This is a genomic window from Saccharopolyspora cebuensis (genome assembly GCF_039542665.1).
In the GTDB taxonomy this organism is placed as follows: domain Bacteria; phylum Actinomycetota; class Actinomycetes; order Mycobacteriales; family Pseudonocardiaceae; genus Saccharopolyspora; species Saccharopolyspora cebuensis.
On the sequence record NZ_BAABII010000035.1, the window covers coordinates 1 to 15,417 of the forward strand.

21 protein-coding genes are annotated in these 15,417 nt (G+C 69.6%); 3 read left to right on the forward strand and 18 right to left on the reverse strand.

The genetic code is table 11. The features are described from left to right. Positions 1-70 precede the first annotated feature (70 nt). The 17 genes from ABD976_RS29270 to ABD976_RS29350 all read right to left on the reverse strand — a co-directional run bounded on the left by ABD976_RS29270 (position 71) and on the right by ABD976_RS29350 (position 12,565). Positions 71-1,288: a site-specific integrase gene (locus tag ABD976_RS29270; protein WP_345368288.1), complete on the reverse strand. Its 1,218-nt coding sequence runs from the start codon at positions 1,286-1,288 to the stop codon at positions 71-73. Positions 1,289-1,621: 333 nt separating this feature from the next. Continuing rightward, positions 1,622-3,217 carry a hypothetical protein gene (locus ABD976_RS29275; RefSeq protein WP_345368289.1) on the reverse strand — a complete coding sequence of 532 codons (1,596 nt, stop codon included), beginning with the start codon at positions 3,215-3,217 and terminating at the stop codon, positions 1,622-1,624. Next, a complete protein-coding gene (locus ABD976_RS29280; protein ID WP_345368290.1) occupies positions 3,214-4,197 on the reverse strand; it encodes a bifunctional DNA primase/polymerase in 984 nt (327 codons plus the stop codon). Before ABD976_RS29280 ends, ABD976_RS29275 begins: the two co-directional genes overlap by 4 nt. 78 nt (positions 4,198-4,275) lie before the next feature. After that, positions 4,276-5,025 (reverse strand): hypothetical protein, encoded by a 750-nt coding sequence (locus ABD976_RS29285; protein ID WP_345368291.1) that lies wholly within the window; start codon positions 5,023-5,025, stop codon positions 4,276-4,278. Between the two features lie 23 nt (positions 5,026-5,048). Beyond that, positions 5,049-5,216 carry a hypothetical protein gene (locus ABD976_RS29290; RefSeq protein ID WP_345368292.1) on the reverse strand — a complete coding sequence of 56 codons (168 nt, stop codon included), beginning with the start codon at positions 5,214-5,216 and terminating at the stop codon, positions 5,049-5,051. 239 nt (positions 5,217-5,455) lie between these two features. Further along, positions 5,456-7,660 carry an FtsK/SpoIIIE domain-containing protein gene (locus ABD976_RS29295; protein ID WP_345368293.1) on the reverse strand — a complete coding sequence of 735 codons (2,205 nt, stop codon included), beginning with the start codon at positions 7,658-7,660 and terminating at the stop codon, positions 5,456-5,458. Between the two features lie 30 nt (positions 7,661-7,690). Beyond that, positions 7,691-8,860 carry a DUF2637 domain-containing protein gene (locus ABD976_RS29300; RefSeq protein ID WP_345368294.1) on the reverse strand — a complete coding sequence of 390 codons (1,170 nt, stop codon included), beginning with the start codon at positions 8,858-8,860 and terminating at the stop codon, positions 7,691-7,693. Further along, positions 8,857-9,093 carry a hypothetical protein gene (locus ABD976_RS29305; RefSeq protein WP_345368295.1) on the reverse strand — a complete coding sequence of 79 codons (237 nt, stop codon included), beginning with the start codon at positions 9,091-9,093 and terminating at the stop codon, positions 8,857-8,859. The genes ABD976_RS29300 and ABD976_RS29305 overlap by 4 nt, the downstream gene beginning before the upstream one ends. Then, the gene (locus tag ABD976_RS29310; protein ID WP_345368296.1) at positions 9,090-9,488 is read right to left on the reverse strand and encodes a hypothetical protein; all 399 of its coding nucleotides are present in this window, start codon (positions 9,486-9,488) and stop codon (positions 9,090-9,092) included. The genes ABD976_RS29305 and ABD976_RS29310 overlap by 4 nt, the downstream gene beginning before the upstream one ends. Before the next feature lie 83 nt (positions 9,489-9,571). Beyond that, on the reverse strand, positions 9,572-9,961 hold the full coding sequence (locus ABD976_RS29315; RefSeq protein WP_345368297.1) for an RRQRL motif-containing zinc-binding protein: 390 nt from the start codon (positions 9,959-9,961) through the stop codon (positions 9,572-9,574). Next, a complete protein-coding gene (locus ABD976_RS29320) occupies positions 9,961-10,140 on the reverse strand; it encodes a hypothetical protein (RefSeq protein WP_345368298.1) in 180 nt (59 codons plus the stop codon). The genes ABD976_RS29315 and ABD976_RS29320 overlap by 1 nt, the downstream gene beginning before the upstream one ends. A 30-nt stretch (positions 10,141-10,170) precedes the next feature. After that, positions 10,171-10,866 carry a hypothetical protein gene (locus tag ABD976_RS29325; RefSeq protein WP_345368299.1) on the reverse strand — a complete coding sequence of 232 codons (696 nt, stop codon included), beginning with the start codon at positions 10,864-10,866 and terminating at the stop codon, positions 10,171-10,173. Continuing rightward, complete coding sequence (locus tag ABD976_RS29330; RefSeq protein WP_345368300.1) at positions 10,866-11,285, reverse strand: hypothetical protein; 420 nt, start codon at positions 11,283-11,285, stop codon at positions 10,866-10,868. The genes ABD976_RS29325 and ABD976_RS29330 overlap by 1 nt, the downstream gene beginning before the upstream one ends. 17 nt (positions 11,286-11,302) lie before the next feature. Further along, complete coding sequence (locus ABD976_RS29335) at positions 11,303-11,557, reverse strand: hypothetical protein (protein WP_345368301.1); 255 nt, start codon at positions 11,555-11,557, stop codon at positions 11,303-11,305. Positions 11,558-11,739: 182 nt separating this feature from the next. Continuing rightward, on the reverse strand, positions 11,740-12,030 hold the full coding sequence (locus ABD976_RS29340) for a hypothetical protein (protein ID WP_345368302.1): 291 nt from the start codon (positions 12,028-12,030) through the stop codon (positions 11,740-11,742). Then, entirely contained in the window at positions 12,027-12,332 is a 306-nt protein-coding gene (locus tag ABD976_RS29345) for a WhiB family transcriptional regulator (protein WP_345368303.1), read from the reverse strand. The genes ABD976_RS29340 and ABD976_RS29345 overlap by 4 nt, the downstream gene beginning before the upstream one ends. Beyond that, entirely contained in the window at positions 12,329-12,565 is a 237-nt protein-coding gene (locus tag ABD976_RS29350) for a helix-turn-helix domain-containing protein (RefSeq protein ID WP_345368304.1), read from the reverse strand. Before ABD976_RS29350 ends, ABD976_RS29345 begins: the two co-directional genes overlap by 4 nt. Before the next feature lie 233 nt (positions 12,566-12,798). On the opposite strand from ABD976_RS29350, the gene ABD976_RS29355 reads away from it, so the two are divergent. Then, positions 12,799-13,140: a helix-turn-helix domain-containing protein gene (locus ABD976_RS29355; protein ID WP_345368305.1), complete on the forward strand. Its 342-nt coding sequence runs from the start codon at positions 12,799-12,801 to the stop codon at positions 13,138-13,140. Between the two features lie 8 nt (positions 13,141-13,148). Here the strand turns inward: ABD976_RS29355 and ABD976_RS29360 are convergent, their stop codons facing one another. After that, on the reverse strand, positions 13,149-13,349 hold the full coding sequence (locus ABD976_RS29360; RefSeq protein WP_345368306.1) for a hypothetical protein: 201 nt from the start codon (positions 13,347-13,349) through the stop codon (positions 13,149-13,151). A 205-nt stretch (positions 13,350-13,554) separates the two neighbouring features. On the opposite strand from ABD976_RS29360, the gene ABD976_RS29365 reads away from it, so the two are divergent. Continuing rightward, on the forward strand, positions 13,555-14,730 hold the full coding sequence (locus tag ABD976_RS29365; RefSeq protein ID WP_345368307.1) for an NsdA family TPR-like regulatory protein: 1,176 nt from the start codon (positions 13,555-13,557) through the stop codon (positions 14,728-14,730). Then, positions 14,723-15,229, forward strand: a complete 507-nt coding sequence (locus ABD976_RS29370; protein ID WP_345368308.1) for an rRNA adenine N-6-methyltransferase family protein — start codon at positions 14,723-14,725, stop codon at positions 15,227-15,229. Before ABD976_RS29365 ends, ABD976_RS29370 begins: the two co-directional genes overlap by 8 nt. Positions 15,230-15,417: the final 188 nt, after the last annotated feature.

Genomic DNA, 15,417 nt, shown 5'->3' on the forward strand with positions numbered 1-15,417 from the left:
CCCCGCTCACCACGGTGAAACGCCAGGTGAGCGGGGTTCTTCGTGTTCAGGTGTCGACCTTCGGTGTTGCTCACACGCTGCGGAGCTGGGGACCACTTGGGGACCGGCGGAGGTGTCGGGACAGCATCGCGCCTGCGTCGGTGACGGACTGGTGGTCGGGGTGCAGGTACCGCTGCGTCGTACTCAGCGAGGCGTGCCCGGCGATCTTCTGGAGGTGGTGGACCGGAACGCCGGCGTCGGCCATCCACGTCAGCCCGGTGTGCCGAAGGTCGTGCCGCCGCAGGTGCTCGTATCCCAACTTGGTGACCACCTCGTCCCAGGACGTCGCGTTCCGCAGCACGGCGGTGGTGATCCGGCCGCCGCGTGGGCCGGTGAACAGGCGCGCGTCCGGGCTGCCGTCGGTGAGCGCGATCCGGCGCTGCACCAGGTCGCGGATCTCTTCGATCAGCGGCACCCGCCGGGCGCGCTTGCCCTTCGTGCCCTTGTCGACCAAGCCGCCCGGTGCGGTGGTGGTCTGCCGTCGGACGTTCCAGGTCCAGTCCAGGGTGTTGATGTCCTTTACGCGGCACCCCGACACTTCGCCGATCCGGGCGGCCGTGCAGGCGGCGAACTTCACCACGTCGCCCCACCCCTCGTACTCGCTGGCTGAGCGGGCCACCAGGGCATCGGTAAGCCGGGTCAAAGTGCGCAAGTCAGGCAGCGCCAGCGACCGCGGGTCGTCGAGTTCGTCTTCGGCCTGCCGGAAGGCGTACTGCCACCCGGTGACCCTCGCAGGGTTCCGCTCGATCACGCCATCGCGCACCGCCTGCTCCATCACGCGGACCAGGACGGCCAGGCTGTTCTTGATGGTGGACATGCTGTGCTCATCGGCGATCCAGCCGTGCACCGCGCGATCCACCGCGCCGTTGGTGATCATTCGAACGGGAATGTGGCCGAGCGTGGGGACAACGCGCTTGCGCCAACCTGCCAAGTACGGATCGGTCGTCTTGCTCTCGACTCCGCGGAGCGCGAACGACATGTTCGCGTCGCCGTACTCGCTCAGCTTCATGGTTGCTGCGGACGGATCGATCCCGCCCGCCGCCGCTCGCTGCATGGCGTCGATCCACTCGGCCGCCCGCTCTGTGTTCTCGTGCTGTTCTGAACGCGACCGCCGCTCACCGGTGTGCGGGTCGTTCCAGCGGACCCGCGCGCGGTAGGGCTTGGCTCGGTTGGGCCGGTACTCGACATCCGAGGAGAGATCGATTCCCAGGACGGGAGAGGTGTGAGCGGTGGGTTTCGGGCGAGACATGGGGACCTTTCGTCGCGACGGCATCATCTCGGCTACTTCTGGCGACGGTGAGTGATGGCGCGCTGGCGGTAGCGGGCTGGGTTTACTGAGGCTGGAACAGTGGGGGGCGGGAAGGGCCTTTTAAACCCGCAAACCCCGCAGCGTGGGTGTTGACCTGCTGTTTTTGGTTGCGGGTTTGGTCCGGTGGGTGAGTGGTGCAAACCCGCAAACCCGCGGGTTTGCGGGTTTGGCGGTGACCTTGGCGGGTTTGGCACCACCCCCTGTCCCGGCTTCTTTGTGCTGGTCATCCGGTGTGGTGGCGGGTTTGCGGGTTTGCGGGTTTGGTTTCGGGGGTCATGAGGTGTCGGGTTGGCGCTCGACCCAGTAGGTACGGCTGCCGGTGTGGGAGTCGGTGACGCTGCGTAGAACGATGTCGCCGCGCCACCGTCCGATCTGGCCGGTGAGCTTGCGGCCGAGGGACTTGGCGGAGGGCAGCTTCCCGGTGGGGCTGGTGGGAAAGCTGCCCTGCCAGGGGTCGAGACCGCTGTCGGCTTCGGCGCTGGCACGCAGGTCGTTGGCGGTGACCGGCTTGGTACCGTGCAGCTGGTGCCAGCGCAGGAGGAACGCGCGCCACTCGGCGGCGTCGTCGTCGAGGTCGCGGGCGGCTTCGGCGTTGGCGAGGAAGCTGCCGATGCCGTGGTGTTCGAGGAATCCGCCGATGTGCTGGGCCCAGCGGGTGAACTGCCGCATCTGCGGCACCGAGGTGGAGGTCGGGGCGCCGTGGGCGGTCCAGTCGAGGATGAGCACCAGCAGGTGCCGCAGCACGACCGCCTGGTTGGCGGGGTCGAGGATCCAGGTGTCGAGGTTGGGGATGGTGAACCCGCTGCGGGCTTCGGGGCGGGGGCAGTCGGGGTCGAGGCGGACCCAGGCGCTGCGGGAGGCCATGTCCCCGCCGACGCGGAGGTTGTTGCCGGTGGCTATCCACAGCCGGTCGTTGGGCATCGTTGCGGCGGCGTTGGTGCCGAGTTTGCGGTCGGTCCAGGTCCGCTCGGTGACCAGCCGGGCGAGCACGGCGGAGTTGATGACGGAGCCTTCTTCGAGGTTGTCGAAGACCACGACCCCGACCTGGTCGGCCAGCACGGTGGTGACCGCTTTGCGCAGCTCCTCGTCGGAGTCGGTCCAGGTCAGCACCCGCTGCCCGGACAACATCCCGGCGCAGCCGGACAGGATGGTCTTGCCGGAGCCGGGCATGGTCGCGTCGATCACCGCGAACGGCGACAGGGCGCGGGTGAACGGGCGGACGATCGGGGTGACCAGCAGCCCGAGGTAGTTCGCCCGGTCCGCCGCGGTGCGCCACGGGAAGTCCCGCAGGAACGTGCCGAGCAGGAACTGCCGCGCCTCCTGCACCTGCTCCGGGGTGGGCCGCTCCGGGACGGGAGCGAGGTGGGTGCGGCCGGCGAGCAGGTAGCCGGTGGCCGGGTCGTAGCCGGGGGTCTGGAGCAGGGTTCCGTCCGGGCGCAGCACGGGGGTGGAGATGATGCGCCGCAGCACCGGCAGTTCGGGCCAGGACCGCCGGGACAGGACGGCGGCCATCGCCGCGGCCGAGGGGGACTTCTCGATCTCGGTCGGGTCGCCGTGCTTGTCCAGCTCGGTGAGGAAGACGTAGGCGTGCTCAGCCAGCAGGTTGGCCAGCAGCGGCGGGCGCAGCGGGCTCGCCGACAGCGGCAGCGCCACGTCGTCATCTCCCGCGGTGGGGTCACCCGCGCCGGAGACGGCTTCGACCACGACGGGGGCGCCGTCCTGGACGTAGGTGTCGGGCAGTAGCCGGTTGCCGATCGCGGCGGTGAGCACGCGGATGGTCTCCGGGCCCGACCCGATGCGTACCTTGGCCCGGCCGTCGTCGGCGACCGCCCACAGAGCGCGGGGTGTGTCGTGCTCGGCGGCGCTCATGCGGCATCACCTCCCCAGGCGCGCAGCGTGCGGGGGCGCTGGGCGGCGAGGCGGAACCCGGAGTTGACGGTGGCATCGATCTGCGTCGGGGTCCACGGGTCGTTCGGCCGGGTCAACGGCAGCCGCGCCATCGCCTGGTGCAGCGCGGTGCGGACGGTGGCGTCGTCGACCGCGCCCCCGGCCACCAGCCGCCCCAGGGCCAGGGCGGCGGTGAACAGCGCCTCGTTCTGCGGCCCTGAGCCGGTCGCTGCCAGCCGATCGCACTCCGACCTGATCGCAGCCGACACGTAGCGGGAGACCCTGGTAGGGGCGATCTCATGAGGCGCTGAGAGTGCCGGAGACGGCTTGGGAGCCAGCGCCCGGACCAACCACCCCGGCAGATCCGCCGGTTCGGTGTCGTCGAGCAGCTCGTAAGCCCCGTCCGGAGTGACCGAACCCGGCCCGACGACGTAGCCGCCACCGGCGCGGGTGTCGATGAGCGGACCGAGCCCGCCGCGCTCGCCCCAGGTGTTGCGGAACCGGCGCTGGGGATCGCGGAAGTAGAAGTGCTTCCCGCCGGACGGGGTGGCCACGGTGTAGGTGTCCGGTACCGCGGCCCCGGCCTGCTCGGCCAGCACGCCGAACACGTCCTCGCCGCAGGACACCCCCCTGCTGTTCCAGCCCGGAGGCCAGCGGTAGCCGGGCTTGGGCTGGTCGCAGTCGACCAGCAGGAGCCCGGACGGACCGGTCGCGATCCCGATGTTGAACGGAGCCTGCTCCCAGCAGCGGGCGATCCGCCCCAGGTCGCGGGTGGCACGCTGCTCCCACCCCTGATGCCCGCGAGCGCAGACCCCGGTGCCGGAGCAGGACTGGCGGCCGTGCAGCACCTGGCCCCGCTTCGTGCCGGGCCGCAGCGGGAAGACGTACCAGCCCGACTCGGCCAGGCACAGCGCCCAGGAACGCAGCTGCTCGGTCGCGCTCGAGGCGCGGCGTGTGGTCACGATCGTTCACCTCCACAAAGGACTTTGAGTAGGCCGGGGGTGCCGCCCGATGTGCGGGCCGGGCGGCACCCGGGTGGATCAGGGGTGGGTGGGGGTGAACAGGGTTGTGCACCAGTGGCAGAGCCAGCGCTTCGTGTCGAGGCGGCGCCACCCGTCGGCGTGGGCGACCTCGACCACGTGGCTGCGTTCGGGCAGCCAGCCCATCTCGCCCTCCTCGGGGTGGGTTCGGCAGTCGGCCGCGGCGCAGAGCAGGTCCCACCAGGGCGCGGTGTCACGGCCGACCACACCGTCGGTCCAGCCGACGGCGAGCAGGCGGTCGGCCGCGGCGGCGAAGGTGCGGAAGAACTCGTCGGCTTCGCCCCCGGGCTGGCCGATCCAGTACGGCGGCGGGAACTCCATCCAGCTGGTGGCCCGCAGCCGTGCCGGTCGCGCTTCCCAGGCCGCGGCGCTGATCTGCGCCTGCACGTCGCCGACGGCGGCGCGCACTGCGGGATCGCGCAGCGGGAGCACGTCGCTGGGCTGGGTCCAGTCGAGGTCCAGCTCGCCCAGCAGCACCGCGAGGTCGCGGGCGTGGCCGAGCCCGATGCTGGGCCCGTTGGCGATCACCACGTAGCCCGAGGACTGGTGGCGCACGTCCCAGGTACCGGTGAAGGACCAGTCATCTCGCAGGCTTTGGGTCATGCCCGGGGTGATGACCAGGCCCGCGGTGTGGGTGGCCTCCGCCACGGACTCGGCGACGACCGCGGGCCCGCGGCGGGGCCCGCGCAGGCGCTGCACAACCGAAAGCGGGCGGGACTGCGGGAACAGGGGGTGGTCGATGGTGGTCATGAGGTGTCCTTCCTGCGCGATGGTCACTTCTTCGCGTGCTTCTTGGCGGTCTTGCAGGCGGGGCAGTCCGGCCTGCTGAGGCCGAACCAGGCCTCGGTGTAGGTGCCGGACTTCCAGCGCTGGCCGCACCAGGTGATGACCGAGCCGTCCCACCAGCTCTGCTTGCGGGTCAGGTGCCAGACCTCGGACATGGGAACCAACTCCTGTCTTGGTGACTGTGTGTGATCAGATGTGGGCGTGCGGGGGTAGGGCCGGGTGAGTGAGCCGGGAAGTGAGCGCGGAGTGGGTGCCGGTCAGGGAAGTGAAAATCCACTTCGCCGGTCACTTGGGGCGTTCACTCGGGTTGATCTGCGGTGATGGGGTGGAAGTGAGGAAGTGAGCGGAGTGAGTGACCCGGCCGGTGGGGGCTGTGGGGCCGGGTTTGCGGGGCTCAGTCGGTGTCGTCACTCCCGCCCCGCTCGGCGCGGGCTTGCTGGATCCGGTCGCTACGGACGGTGAGGTATCCGTCCTTGCGGCGGACGGTGTAGTCGTGCTCGGCGTCGAGGCGCTCGACGAGTCCTTCGGCGGTCAGGGTCCGGTAGTCGCGGTGGTCGGGGGCCAGTTCGCGCAGGCGCGCGACCACGTCGCGGGCCTTGACCGCCGGGGCGTCGCCGAGGGTGGCGGCGATGTCGTCGAGCAGGTCCCGCTCGACGCGCGCGGGCTGGTCGACGGCGGGAGTGGTGTCCTTCCGCAGGCCCAGGGCGCGTTCGACGACGGGGGTGTGCTGGTCGGTGTCTTTGTCCTTGCGGACGTGGTGGCAGCGCAGCAGTCCGGCGTCGCGCCGGAAACCGCTGGCCATCGCGGTGCCGACGTCTTCGCCGGGCACGAGGCCGGTAGCGGTGATGCCCTGCTTGTGCTTGCCGGTGCCCAGCACCGCGTCGGAGCCCTGGTGGTCCCCGATGGCGAAGCACACCCGGTGGCTGGCGGTCTTGGCCAGGTCCCGCGGCAGCGAGGCGGCCGAGGGCGACGGGGTGACCCAGACCAGCACGATGCCGCACTTGCGGGCCTTCTTCTGGACCTTGGCGGCGAGTTCCTTGGCTTCCTTGCCGTAGGTCTCGTGCTCGAAGAGTTCCTGGCACTCGTCGAAGACCACCAGGCGGGGCCGCATCGACGGGTCCTTCGCGGCGATCTCGCGGGTGAGCTTGGTTTCCTCCCCACCGAGGTCTTCGAGCTTCTTGCCGCGCCGGGTGACTTCGGCGCGCAGCTCACGCAGCGCGGTGATCGCGGTGTCGACGTCCTCGTCCTCGTCGCCCTTGATGAGCTTGCGCAGCCGGGGCTTGAGCGCGTCGTAGTCGGTGTTGTAGGCCATGACGTGCACGTCGATCTCGACCAGCGGGTCGAGCATCGCCCCCAGCAGCAGGTTGATGACCAGCGACGACTTCCCCGAGCCCATCGTGCCGCCGATGATGTAGTTGCAGGCCATGAGCTTGGCGAGGATCTCGTCGCCGCGCTGGTCGATGCCCACCGGCACGCCCTGGAAGAAGTCGGTGGTGCCCTCCTCCAGCAGCGGCCACGGGTCGATCGGTCCGGACAGCACGCCCTGGTCAGCCACCCACAGGTCCAGCACACCGGGCTTGTTGCGCGGCTCGGTGGGCCACACCTCGCCGGGCTTGCGCACCAGGTTGTGCGCCAGGGTGGTCTTCTTGTCGGTGATGTCCTCGACGGTGACCTGCTGTGGCAGCTCCAGCTGGGTGCGCCACCCGCGCCCGTCCCGGGTGGTCGGCTCCACCCAGCGCGGCACCCAGCCCTCCTTGATGCGCTTGTTCAGCGCCGGGAGCCCCAGGTTGCGCAGCGCTTGCAGGATCGCGCCCTCGTCCGGGATCACGTCCTTGCCCGTGGGCTCTCCCATCGGCGCGAGGTAGCCGGGCACGTCGCGCTGGAGCCGCCGCCGGTTGTAGCTGGTGATGACCACCCCGGCGCTGACCGCGACCAGCAGCGCGGGCACACCCACGGTGGCGGCCCACACGGTCCAGTCCAGCCCGGCTTCCACCGCGGTGAACAACCCGTTCCACACATCTGCGGCACTCAGGCCCTCCGGGCGGAAGAACGCCACCACCGAGGCGATCAGCGTGGCACCGAGCACGAGTGCGGCGGTGCCGGCCACCGCGTGCGGGGTGTACTTGAGGAACTGCCCGAACACCCGGATCCGATCCAGCAGCAGCTTCCGGTTCTCGGTGCGGGCACTCATCAACTGCGCGGCCACCCCGTGCTCCCCGGCGGCCTGCGCCGCGGCGATGCGCTCGTCGATGTCCCGCCCGGTCCACCGCTTGTACGCCCCGGCCACGGTGTCCCACGTGCCCGCCAGCAGGTAGAACCCGTGGCGAGCCACGAACCGGCTGCCGGTCTTGGTGTAGTCCCACCCGTGCTCGGCCAGGTGCGCCTTGGCTTGCTTCGCCCGCCGGACCAGCGGCGCCGGAGCACGCTCGGTGTCCATCGCCAGCTCCGCGCCCGGCGTACCGGCGGTGGTGGTGTCGTGCTCCTGCTCGACGGGACCGGGAGCGGGCAGGCTGGTCCCGTCGACCTCCGGCCGCTGCGTCGCCCGGTGCGGGAAGCGGATCAGGTCACCCATGTTGCTGACGTCCTCGCTGATGGTCATGTCGGTTCACCTCCCGTGCAGGGGTGGGGTTCAGGCCGGGGTCGGGGTGGCGGTGCCGCCGTCGTTCCACTCGTCGCGCAACTGCTGGGCGCGGTCGCGGCCGACGCGCAGCGCGGTGCGAATCGACTCGGCCGAAGTCGGGTCCACCCGTCCTTCGGCGGCGGCGGTGCGGAGCTGCTCGCGGAGCTGGTCCATCGACCTGTGCGCGGGCTGGCGGGCGGGCTTGGCAGGCTTGTTCCGGAGGGTCTTCCGGGGGGTATCCCGACGCTGGTCAGCGGTGGTGTCGGGGGTCTGCTCGACCGGCGGTGCGGGAGGGGTCTCCGGGAGGGTGGCCGGGGTGTCGCGGAGGAACGCCTCGACCTCTCCGGCCAGCGTCACGCCCAGGTCCTCGGCGGCGGTGTCCGGGCCGTCGTCGCCGAGCCCGGGCACCGTCCTCTTGGTCAGGGTGGTGCGGCCGGTCCAGGTCCGCCGCAGGATCACGGTGCCGGGGGTGTGCAGCAGCCGGATCCGCCCGTCGGTGTCGAGCTGCCCGACTGCGGTGCGCAGCGCGGCACGCTCCATCCGGGCCGCCCGCCCCGCCGCGCGCCGCTGGAGGGCGTCCTCGCGGCGCTGTGCCCGGGTGCGGCGGGTGCGCATCGGGGAGGCGGTGATGAGCTGGTGTGCCACCGGGCCGCCCATGGCGACCAGGGCCATCACCACACCGCGGGTCACGCTGCCCTCGTCGCCGGAGAAGCCGTGCAGGAAGTTCAGGACGCCGGAGATCGCGGTGAACACCCACAGCCCGACCAGCAGCCAGCCGCGGGGACGACCGGCCCGCCGCGCGGTGTGCGTGGCGAACGCGAACGCCCACATCGCCGCCTCGCTGAACAGCGGCAGTCCCCAGCCCATCGGGCCGTAGATCTCGGAGCCGTAGGCCGCCATCGCCGACCACGCCAGCAGCCCCGGCACCACCACGATCACGCTCAGCAGCAGCTCGGTCGGGTGCGCAGCCACCCACGCCAACCCCGCAGCCCGCCGCGCCCGGGCCGCCTGCCGACGCGCCTGCCGGGTCTGCTCGCGGTCGTGCTTGTCGGCGCGGTCCTGCTCCTGCGCGGCGGCCCGGTCGGCCCGGCGGATCTCGGCCTGCTGCGCCCGGTCGGCGCGCCGCTGCTCGGCCTGCTGGGCGCGGTTGGCCCGCATCTGCTCGTGAATGCTGCTCATCGCGTCCTCCCTCGGGTGCGGCGGCCGGTCGGGCCGGTGACGGTGCGGACGGGAACCGGCGGGATGCAGGCGATCCACCCCAGAAGCCGCTCGGCGGCCCGGTCCAGGACGTGCACCCCGAGGGCCAGGACGACCGCGGGAATGCGGGCCAGCACGGCGACGGTGAACAACGCACCCACCAGCACCGCCCGGGGCGCGGTGAAGCCGCGCAGGTAGTCCAGCGTCGAGTTCACGGCGTGCTCCCCTCTTCCAGCTCGGCCAGGCAGGCCACGAGCTCGGTCGTCGGGGTGCTGCGGATCCGGGCGCCCAGCAGGCCGACCGGGGCGGCCTCGGTGGTGTCGTCGAAGACCGCGATCACGACGAACATCTGCCCGTCGCAGTGGCCGCGGAGGGTGAACCGGCTGGTGGGATCGGCGCGGTGGTGCTTGCCGAGGATGCCGTCGAGGACGGTGAGCTGCTCGGCCCACCGCGCCAGCGCACGGGCCTTGACCGGCGAGTCCGCCAGCGTGATCTCCAGGACCGGCACCCCGCTGTACTCGGCCACCCGGGCCGAAGCCACCGGCCCCAGGCCCACCTCGTCCATCTCGGCGACGAGCCCGTCGCCGACGGCGGTGTCGTTGCGTAGCATCAGACTTCCCTTTCTCAGCTATGGGTTGGGGACCCGGCCCAGCAGGTGTTCTTGGCGGAATGGGCTGCTGGGCCGGGGCGGGGTCAAGCAGCCTCGGCCCGTCCGTCGAGGTCGTGGGCGGTGCAGAGGCGGGTGGCGGGCAGGCAGTACCCGGCGTCACGGCCGCAGTGCCGGCAGCGGCGGCGGGCGGCCATCGCCGCCTCCAGCGCCCGGCGCTGCGCCGCGGTCGGCGTGCGCTTCGGGCGGGCCAGGTCGAGCCGGTACAGCCCGGCCCACGCCGCACCACCGCGCCACACGACCTGCGCGACGATGTCGTGCCCACCCGGACACAGGCCCAACGCGCGGAGCTGGCGGCGGGTGACCAGGTCCCGCGGTGCCATGCCGAACGGGAACGTCGCCAACCCGTGGGCGATCCAGCCGTACTCGTAGCGCCCGTTCCACAGCTCGATGAGCTCCAGCTTCCGGCGTGGCATCAGCGGTCACTGCCGATCGTGATGCCGCCCCGGATGTCCTTGGCTCGGACAACGACGGAGGCGCACTCGGTGGAGGTGACCGTCTCGACCACCGCGTCGTCGACGTTGGGGTCGTAGACGATGTCCTGGATGTTGCTGTCGGTGTAGGTCCGGTCGCCGATGCGGATGCGGATGCTCATGGCGGTCCTTTCGTTGTCGGGCAGTGCTGCTCAGAGGCGGTTGCGGTACTGCTCGACCTGCTCGATCGCGCCCGCGACCAGCTGGTGCATCTCGGTGGCCAGCTGCGTGGTCTGGCTGAACGCGGCGATGCTGTGCTGCACCTCGTCCTGGGAGCTGCCGCCCAGAGCCGTCGTCAACCCGCCGGCCGCGCCCTCGGACCACTGCTGGATCAGGGCCAGCGCCGCGAGGATCTGCTCGCTGTTCTCCCTGGCCTGCGCGACCGCGGCCACGACGTCCTCGATCCCGGACATGCCCGTACCTCCTGTGCTGGTCGAAGTGGTGTGCGTGGAACCCGGTGCGCCCGCCTGGGTGGACCGGTCTGCCGTAGGCGTGTCTGCGCTACTCGCTGCCGCGGGCGCCGTCGTCACCTCGGGCGAGACCGTGCGCTTGGTCGGCAGTGGCTTGTCGGTGACCTGGGAGCGCCACGGGCCCTTCTGGCCCCGAAGACCCCGGACCTCCATCTCCAGGTAGTCACCCGAGGGCTGGTCATTGCCGTGGGGCGGCGGGGCGTCGACCTCGTCGCGGTACGCGCCGCACTTGCAGTACCAGCGCACCGTCATGCCCGTGATGTGATGGCCGTAGTCCTGGGTGTGGCCGGGGCAGGTCAGCTCGTCCCGACGTCGGTCACCCTTCGATCCGTCCCCCGTCGTCCAGAACGGCTGTGGCGGCATCAGCCAGCGCCACATCACGCCACCTCCTTGCGGTGCCCGGCGGCGTGGTGCTCGGCGAGGTCGGCCAGCGCCCCGAGCAGCAAGGGCGGGTCCTGCAGCCCGATGTGGGTGGTGATCACCGCGACCTCCAGCGACTCGGTGAGGTCGCAGTACGGGACGGTGAGCAGCACCGGCATCGCCCGGGCCTCGCCCCGCAGGTGCAGCAGGATCACCGGCTCCCGGCCCGGGCGGGTCCGGGTGGACATCTCCACGCCCCGCAGGTGCTCCAACCACCGCACCGCGGTAGCGGCTTTGCCCGGGTCGGTGCCCGGCAGGGTGACGTGGATACCGGCGATGCCCCGGGTGGTGCGGGTCCGCAGGGTCGCGATCGGCGCGAGGTCCTGCTCGTCGATCCAGGCGCTCCAGTCGCCCCGGAGCTGGTCGGTGAACTGCATCAGGGTGTCCTTCCTGGTCAGAGTGCGGCGGCGTACTGCTCGATGGCGTACCGGGCGGCGGCGATGGAGTTCTTCGTCTGAGCGGCGCTCTGACTGGCCATGCCCAGCACCCCGTCGGCCTCGAAGAGCCAGTCCTGGGAGCTGCCGATCTGGTGCAGCACGGCCTGCACCTCCTCGATGCCCTTCACCACGTCTTCCAGCGCGGCTTGCAGGTGCGTGGACTTCTCGGTGGCCTCCGCGGCGGCCCGGCGGAGCTCGTCGACGAGCGACATGGGTGTTCCTTCCGTTGCTGGTGCCGGTTCGGGGTTCAGAGATGCCCGGCGTACTGCTGGGCGGCGTCGGCGCTGTGGGCTAGCCAGTCCGGACAGCCCTTGTGCGCCGACTGGTGCGAGGTCTGCATCCAGTGATCAACCACGAGGTGAGCCACCAGCAGCCCCGGCAGCGTCGAGGTCCATCACGACGCATCCCGTTCCGCGGCATCGGCGGCTTCGCCCATCTCGACCGAGGCCATGAGGTCCTCACGCGCGATGACCAACGCCAGGCCCAGACCGGGCATGCTCAGTTCCAGCGCCCCGCACAACTCCCCGTACAGCTCGGCCAGCCGCCGCCGGGCGGCGTCCACGCGCGCCCTCGATGCCGCGTCCAGACCACCCAGGTACGCCTGCGTGTACTCCCTGTCGGCCTCGCGCAGCTCCGCGAGCAACCCCGCCGGAACTTCGATCGTGTGCTGCTCCCACTCGTTCACGCCGCCTCCTCAACGCCGGTCTCGCCCATGCGGCGAGCGCGCCGGATCTCCTTGCGGTCACGGCCGGTGGTGCCGCCCCAGATCCCCACCTGGTGCGTCCGCACCGCGAACTCCCGGCACGCCTCGCTGATCTCGCAGCGAGCGCAAACCGCCTTGGCCTGCCGGATCTCAGACACATCAGGGGCCCGATCCGGGAAAAACGCCTCCATGTCGACCTCGGCGCACTCCGGATGACCACCGTTCAAACGGGTCAACAGGTGCCAGAGCTGGTCCCCGCGGGCGATGCGCAGCTCGGTGCTCACGCGATCGCCCCCTCGTAGCCGTCGCCCTCGGCCAGTGGCGCCACGCCCAGGCCCACGAGGTAGGTGTTCAGGGAATCGGCCGGAATTCGGATCGCGCCCTTGCCGAACCCGATGCGCACCGAACCGAGCTGCCCGGACTCCACCAGCCGGTAGACGGTCGAGATGTGCACGTCCAGCACGTTCGCTACGGCTTTGACCCGGAGCATTCGGGTCTGCGTACCGTTGACCTGCATCGTTAGCGCTCCTTGCTTCTCGATGACCGCCCCGGTTGGTGTTGCCGCACCGGCCGGGGACCTCTGTCGTTGCCCTGGTGCTTGCGATCTCTGCGAAAGCTGACAACCAATGCGAGTACTAGTAAGACGACTAAAACTAGTCATGTCAAGCCCGACCCGGGCCAGGTACTGGAAGACCGGTCAGGATCAGGGCTAGTCTTGGCGGTGATATCCGCAGCTCAGGAAGGGTGCCGATGGCGAAGGACTGGGCAGCCGTTGCCGACGCGATTTCCGCCCGGATGGACGAACTGGAGCTCACGCAGCAGCAAGTGGCCAGCCGGGCGGGAGTGGCCTTGCAGACCGTCCGCGAACTGCAGCACAACCTCGTCGAGCGCAACCGAACGGCGCGAACGCTCGAAGCGATGTCCGCTGCTCTCGACCTGCCGCGGGGCTACCTCGGTGCCGTTCTCCGCGGACAGCCGCTGCCGGCAGACGGCCAACCGGCGGACTCCGCGGCGATCGCCGACTTGCGCGCGAAGCTGGCGAACGTCACCGAACGTCTGGAAGCCCTCGAAGAGCGGGTGGCTCACGAGTGATCGGCAAGTCATCCGAGCACACCGCCGAAGAACGTCGCCAGCGCGTTGACGAACTGACCGAGGAGCGCGAAGGCCTGCTTCGTCCATCCGGCCGCCGCGACCGGGTTGTTCACGACCAACACCAGTACGGCAAGCACGGCGGCCATGCCAAGCAACTTCTTCCCGGCGCCACCACCGGTCTTCATCATCGGAAACGTGTTCTTCGGCATGACAACCTCCACTTCGTTCAGTCCTCTGTCTTCGTTGTCATGCCTCAAGAATCGGGCTGCGCTGGCGTGCTGAGTAGATGAGTCCCTGGTGAGTCGGTGGTGAGTCGCCCCGACTCACCAGCTTTGACCTGCGGAAACGAGCAAGGGGAGACGCGAAGTGGAAGAGGCCTCAACGCCGCTCAAGCGCGCTCGCACCTCGAGAGGGATGACGCAGGGCGAAGTGCGCGCCCGGCTTCGTGAAGCCCGCCAACGGCGAGGCAAGATGGCACCGAAGGACGCCAGCCTCAAACGGATGTACACGGAGTGGGAACAGGGACGCGTCTCCCCAGCGGACTGGCGCGAGGAACTATCTGAAGTCTTCAACCTGCCCCCAGCGGCGCTTGGTCTGCTTGAGGCTCCGCCGCAGCCGCAGTTGGTTGTCCCCGCCGCACCTCCTGCCGTCTCGCAGTTCGGCGACGATGCTTACCTCGAAGCCGTACGCGGATACATCCAGAACTTGGTATCCCTGGACAACCAGTTCGGCGCAGCCGACCTCGTGAAGCTCTCCGTCCGGTTCTTCAACTCCATGCACAACCTGATCGGAACGGGCGCTTACGACGATCGAATTGAACTCGACCTCAACGCAGCGGCGGGAGAACTGGCGGAAGTCGTCGGGTGGCTCGCTTATGATGCCGAGCAGCACGACCTGGTGCGTCGGATGAACCAGGAATCGCTTCACTTCACGCGACTTGCGGGCGACAGAACGATTGAGCTTCTAACGATCCAGAACGCGAGTATGCACGCAGGTGCGATGGGGCGTCCGCGTGAAGCGCTCCAGCTGGCCAGATCCGTCCTTGAAGGCGGCTATTCGCTCTCTCCTCGCGTCCGCGCGCTCTTCTTGACCCGCAAGGCAAGGGCGCTGGCTCAGGCAGGAGACGAATCTGCGCTATCAACATTCGAGGAGATCCGATCTCTATTCCTCGATGGCGTCGCTGCCAGTGACCCACCGTGGGCTTGGTGGGTCGATGAACGGGAGCTGGCGTGGCATGAAGCCATGGCCAGGCGCGATCTCCAGCAGGCAGGGTCGGCCATCGCCGAATTCGAGCACTCCGTTGAAGCTACTGCCCCCACCGAGCTACGGAGCCAGTACCTACACCGGGCTTACCTGCTCGGCGCACAGGTTGAACTTGGCTCGTGGGCGGATGTGGAATCGACCGTAAAGACGATTATTCCGCTGGTCCCGCAGGTTGCTTCAACTAGAACCGCGGTGCTGCTCCGAAACACCATTGCCGAAGTCGCCGTCCGGAAATCCGTGCCAGAGAGCGTGTCGGCGAGCATGATGCAGCTGAACGCCGCGCTAGAATCTTCGGACCTCGACAACAATGGGAGTTACCTTGGATGACAACGAACTGGCCTCGCTCGCTGATCCCTCATTTGAACAATACTTCCTGGTTTCTCCCGAAAAGCTCGCGCTGATCTATGATGCCGCAGGAATTCGTCCAAGTGATCGCGTAGTCGAGATCGGGGCGGGCGTCGGGACGGTTGCGCGCACCATGCCGCCATGCCAGAGCCTGACGGTAGTCGAGTTCGACAGGAACCTGATAGATCACCTCCGCAGGAACGTGCCGCACGCCAACGTCATCCACGGGGATGGACTCCGCGCCGCTCGGGACATGGCCTTCGATGTTCTGGTGAGCAACCTGCCGAACCTCGTCACGGAGTCGCTGATCGACATCCTGCCGGAGCTGTCGTTCCGGGTAGCTGTGATGGCCGTCGGGGAGCACGCGGATCTCGGCCGCCTTCCTGCTGAGTTCAAGGTGACCGAGGTGGCCACGATCTCCGGAACCGACTTCCGCCCGGCGCAGCCCAGCGTGTCCCGGATCGTCAAGGTCGCCCGGTGAGCGAGCTTGGGGGCACCTACAAGTGACGTGTCGGGCCGGAGTGGTGGGCAAAGCGGCCCGTGCGTCCGATCCCTGGCGTGTCTTCTGGGGACCAGGTGGGGACCAAGAGCCATGCGACCGATGCGAAACGTGCAGGAAGCAGAGAAGTTGGGGAGTCGCTGACTTCGCAGTGTTCGCAGGTCACAGCA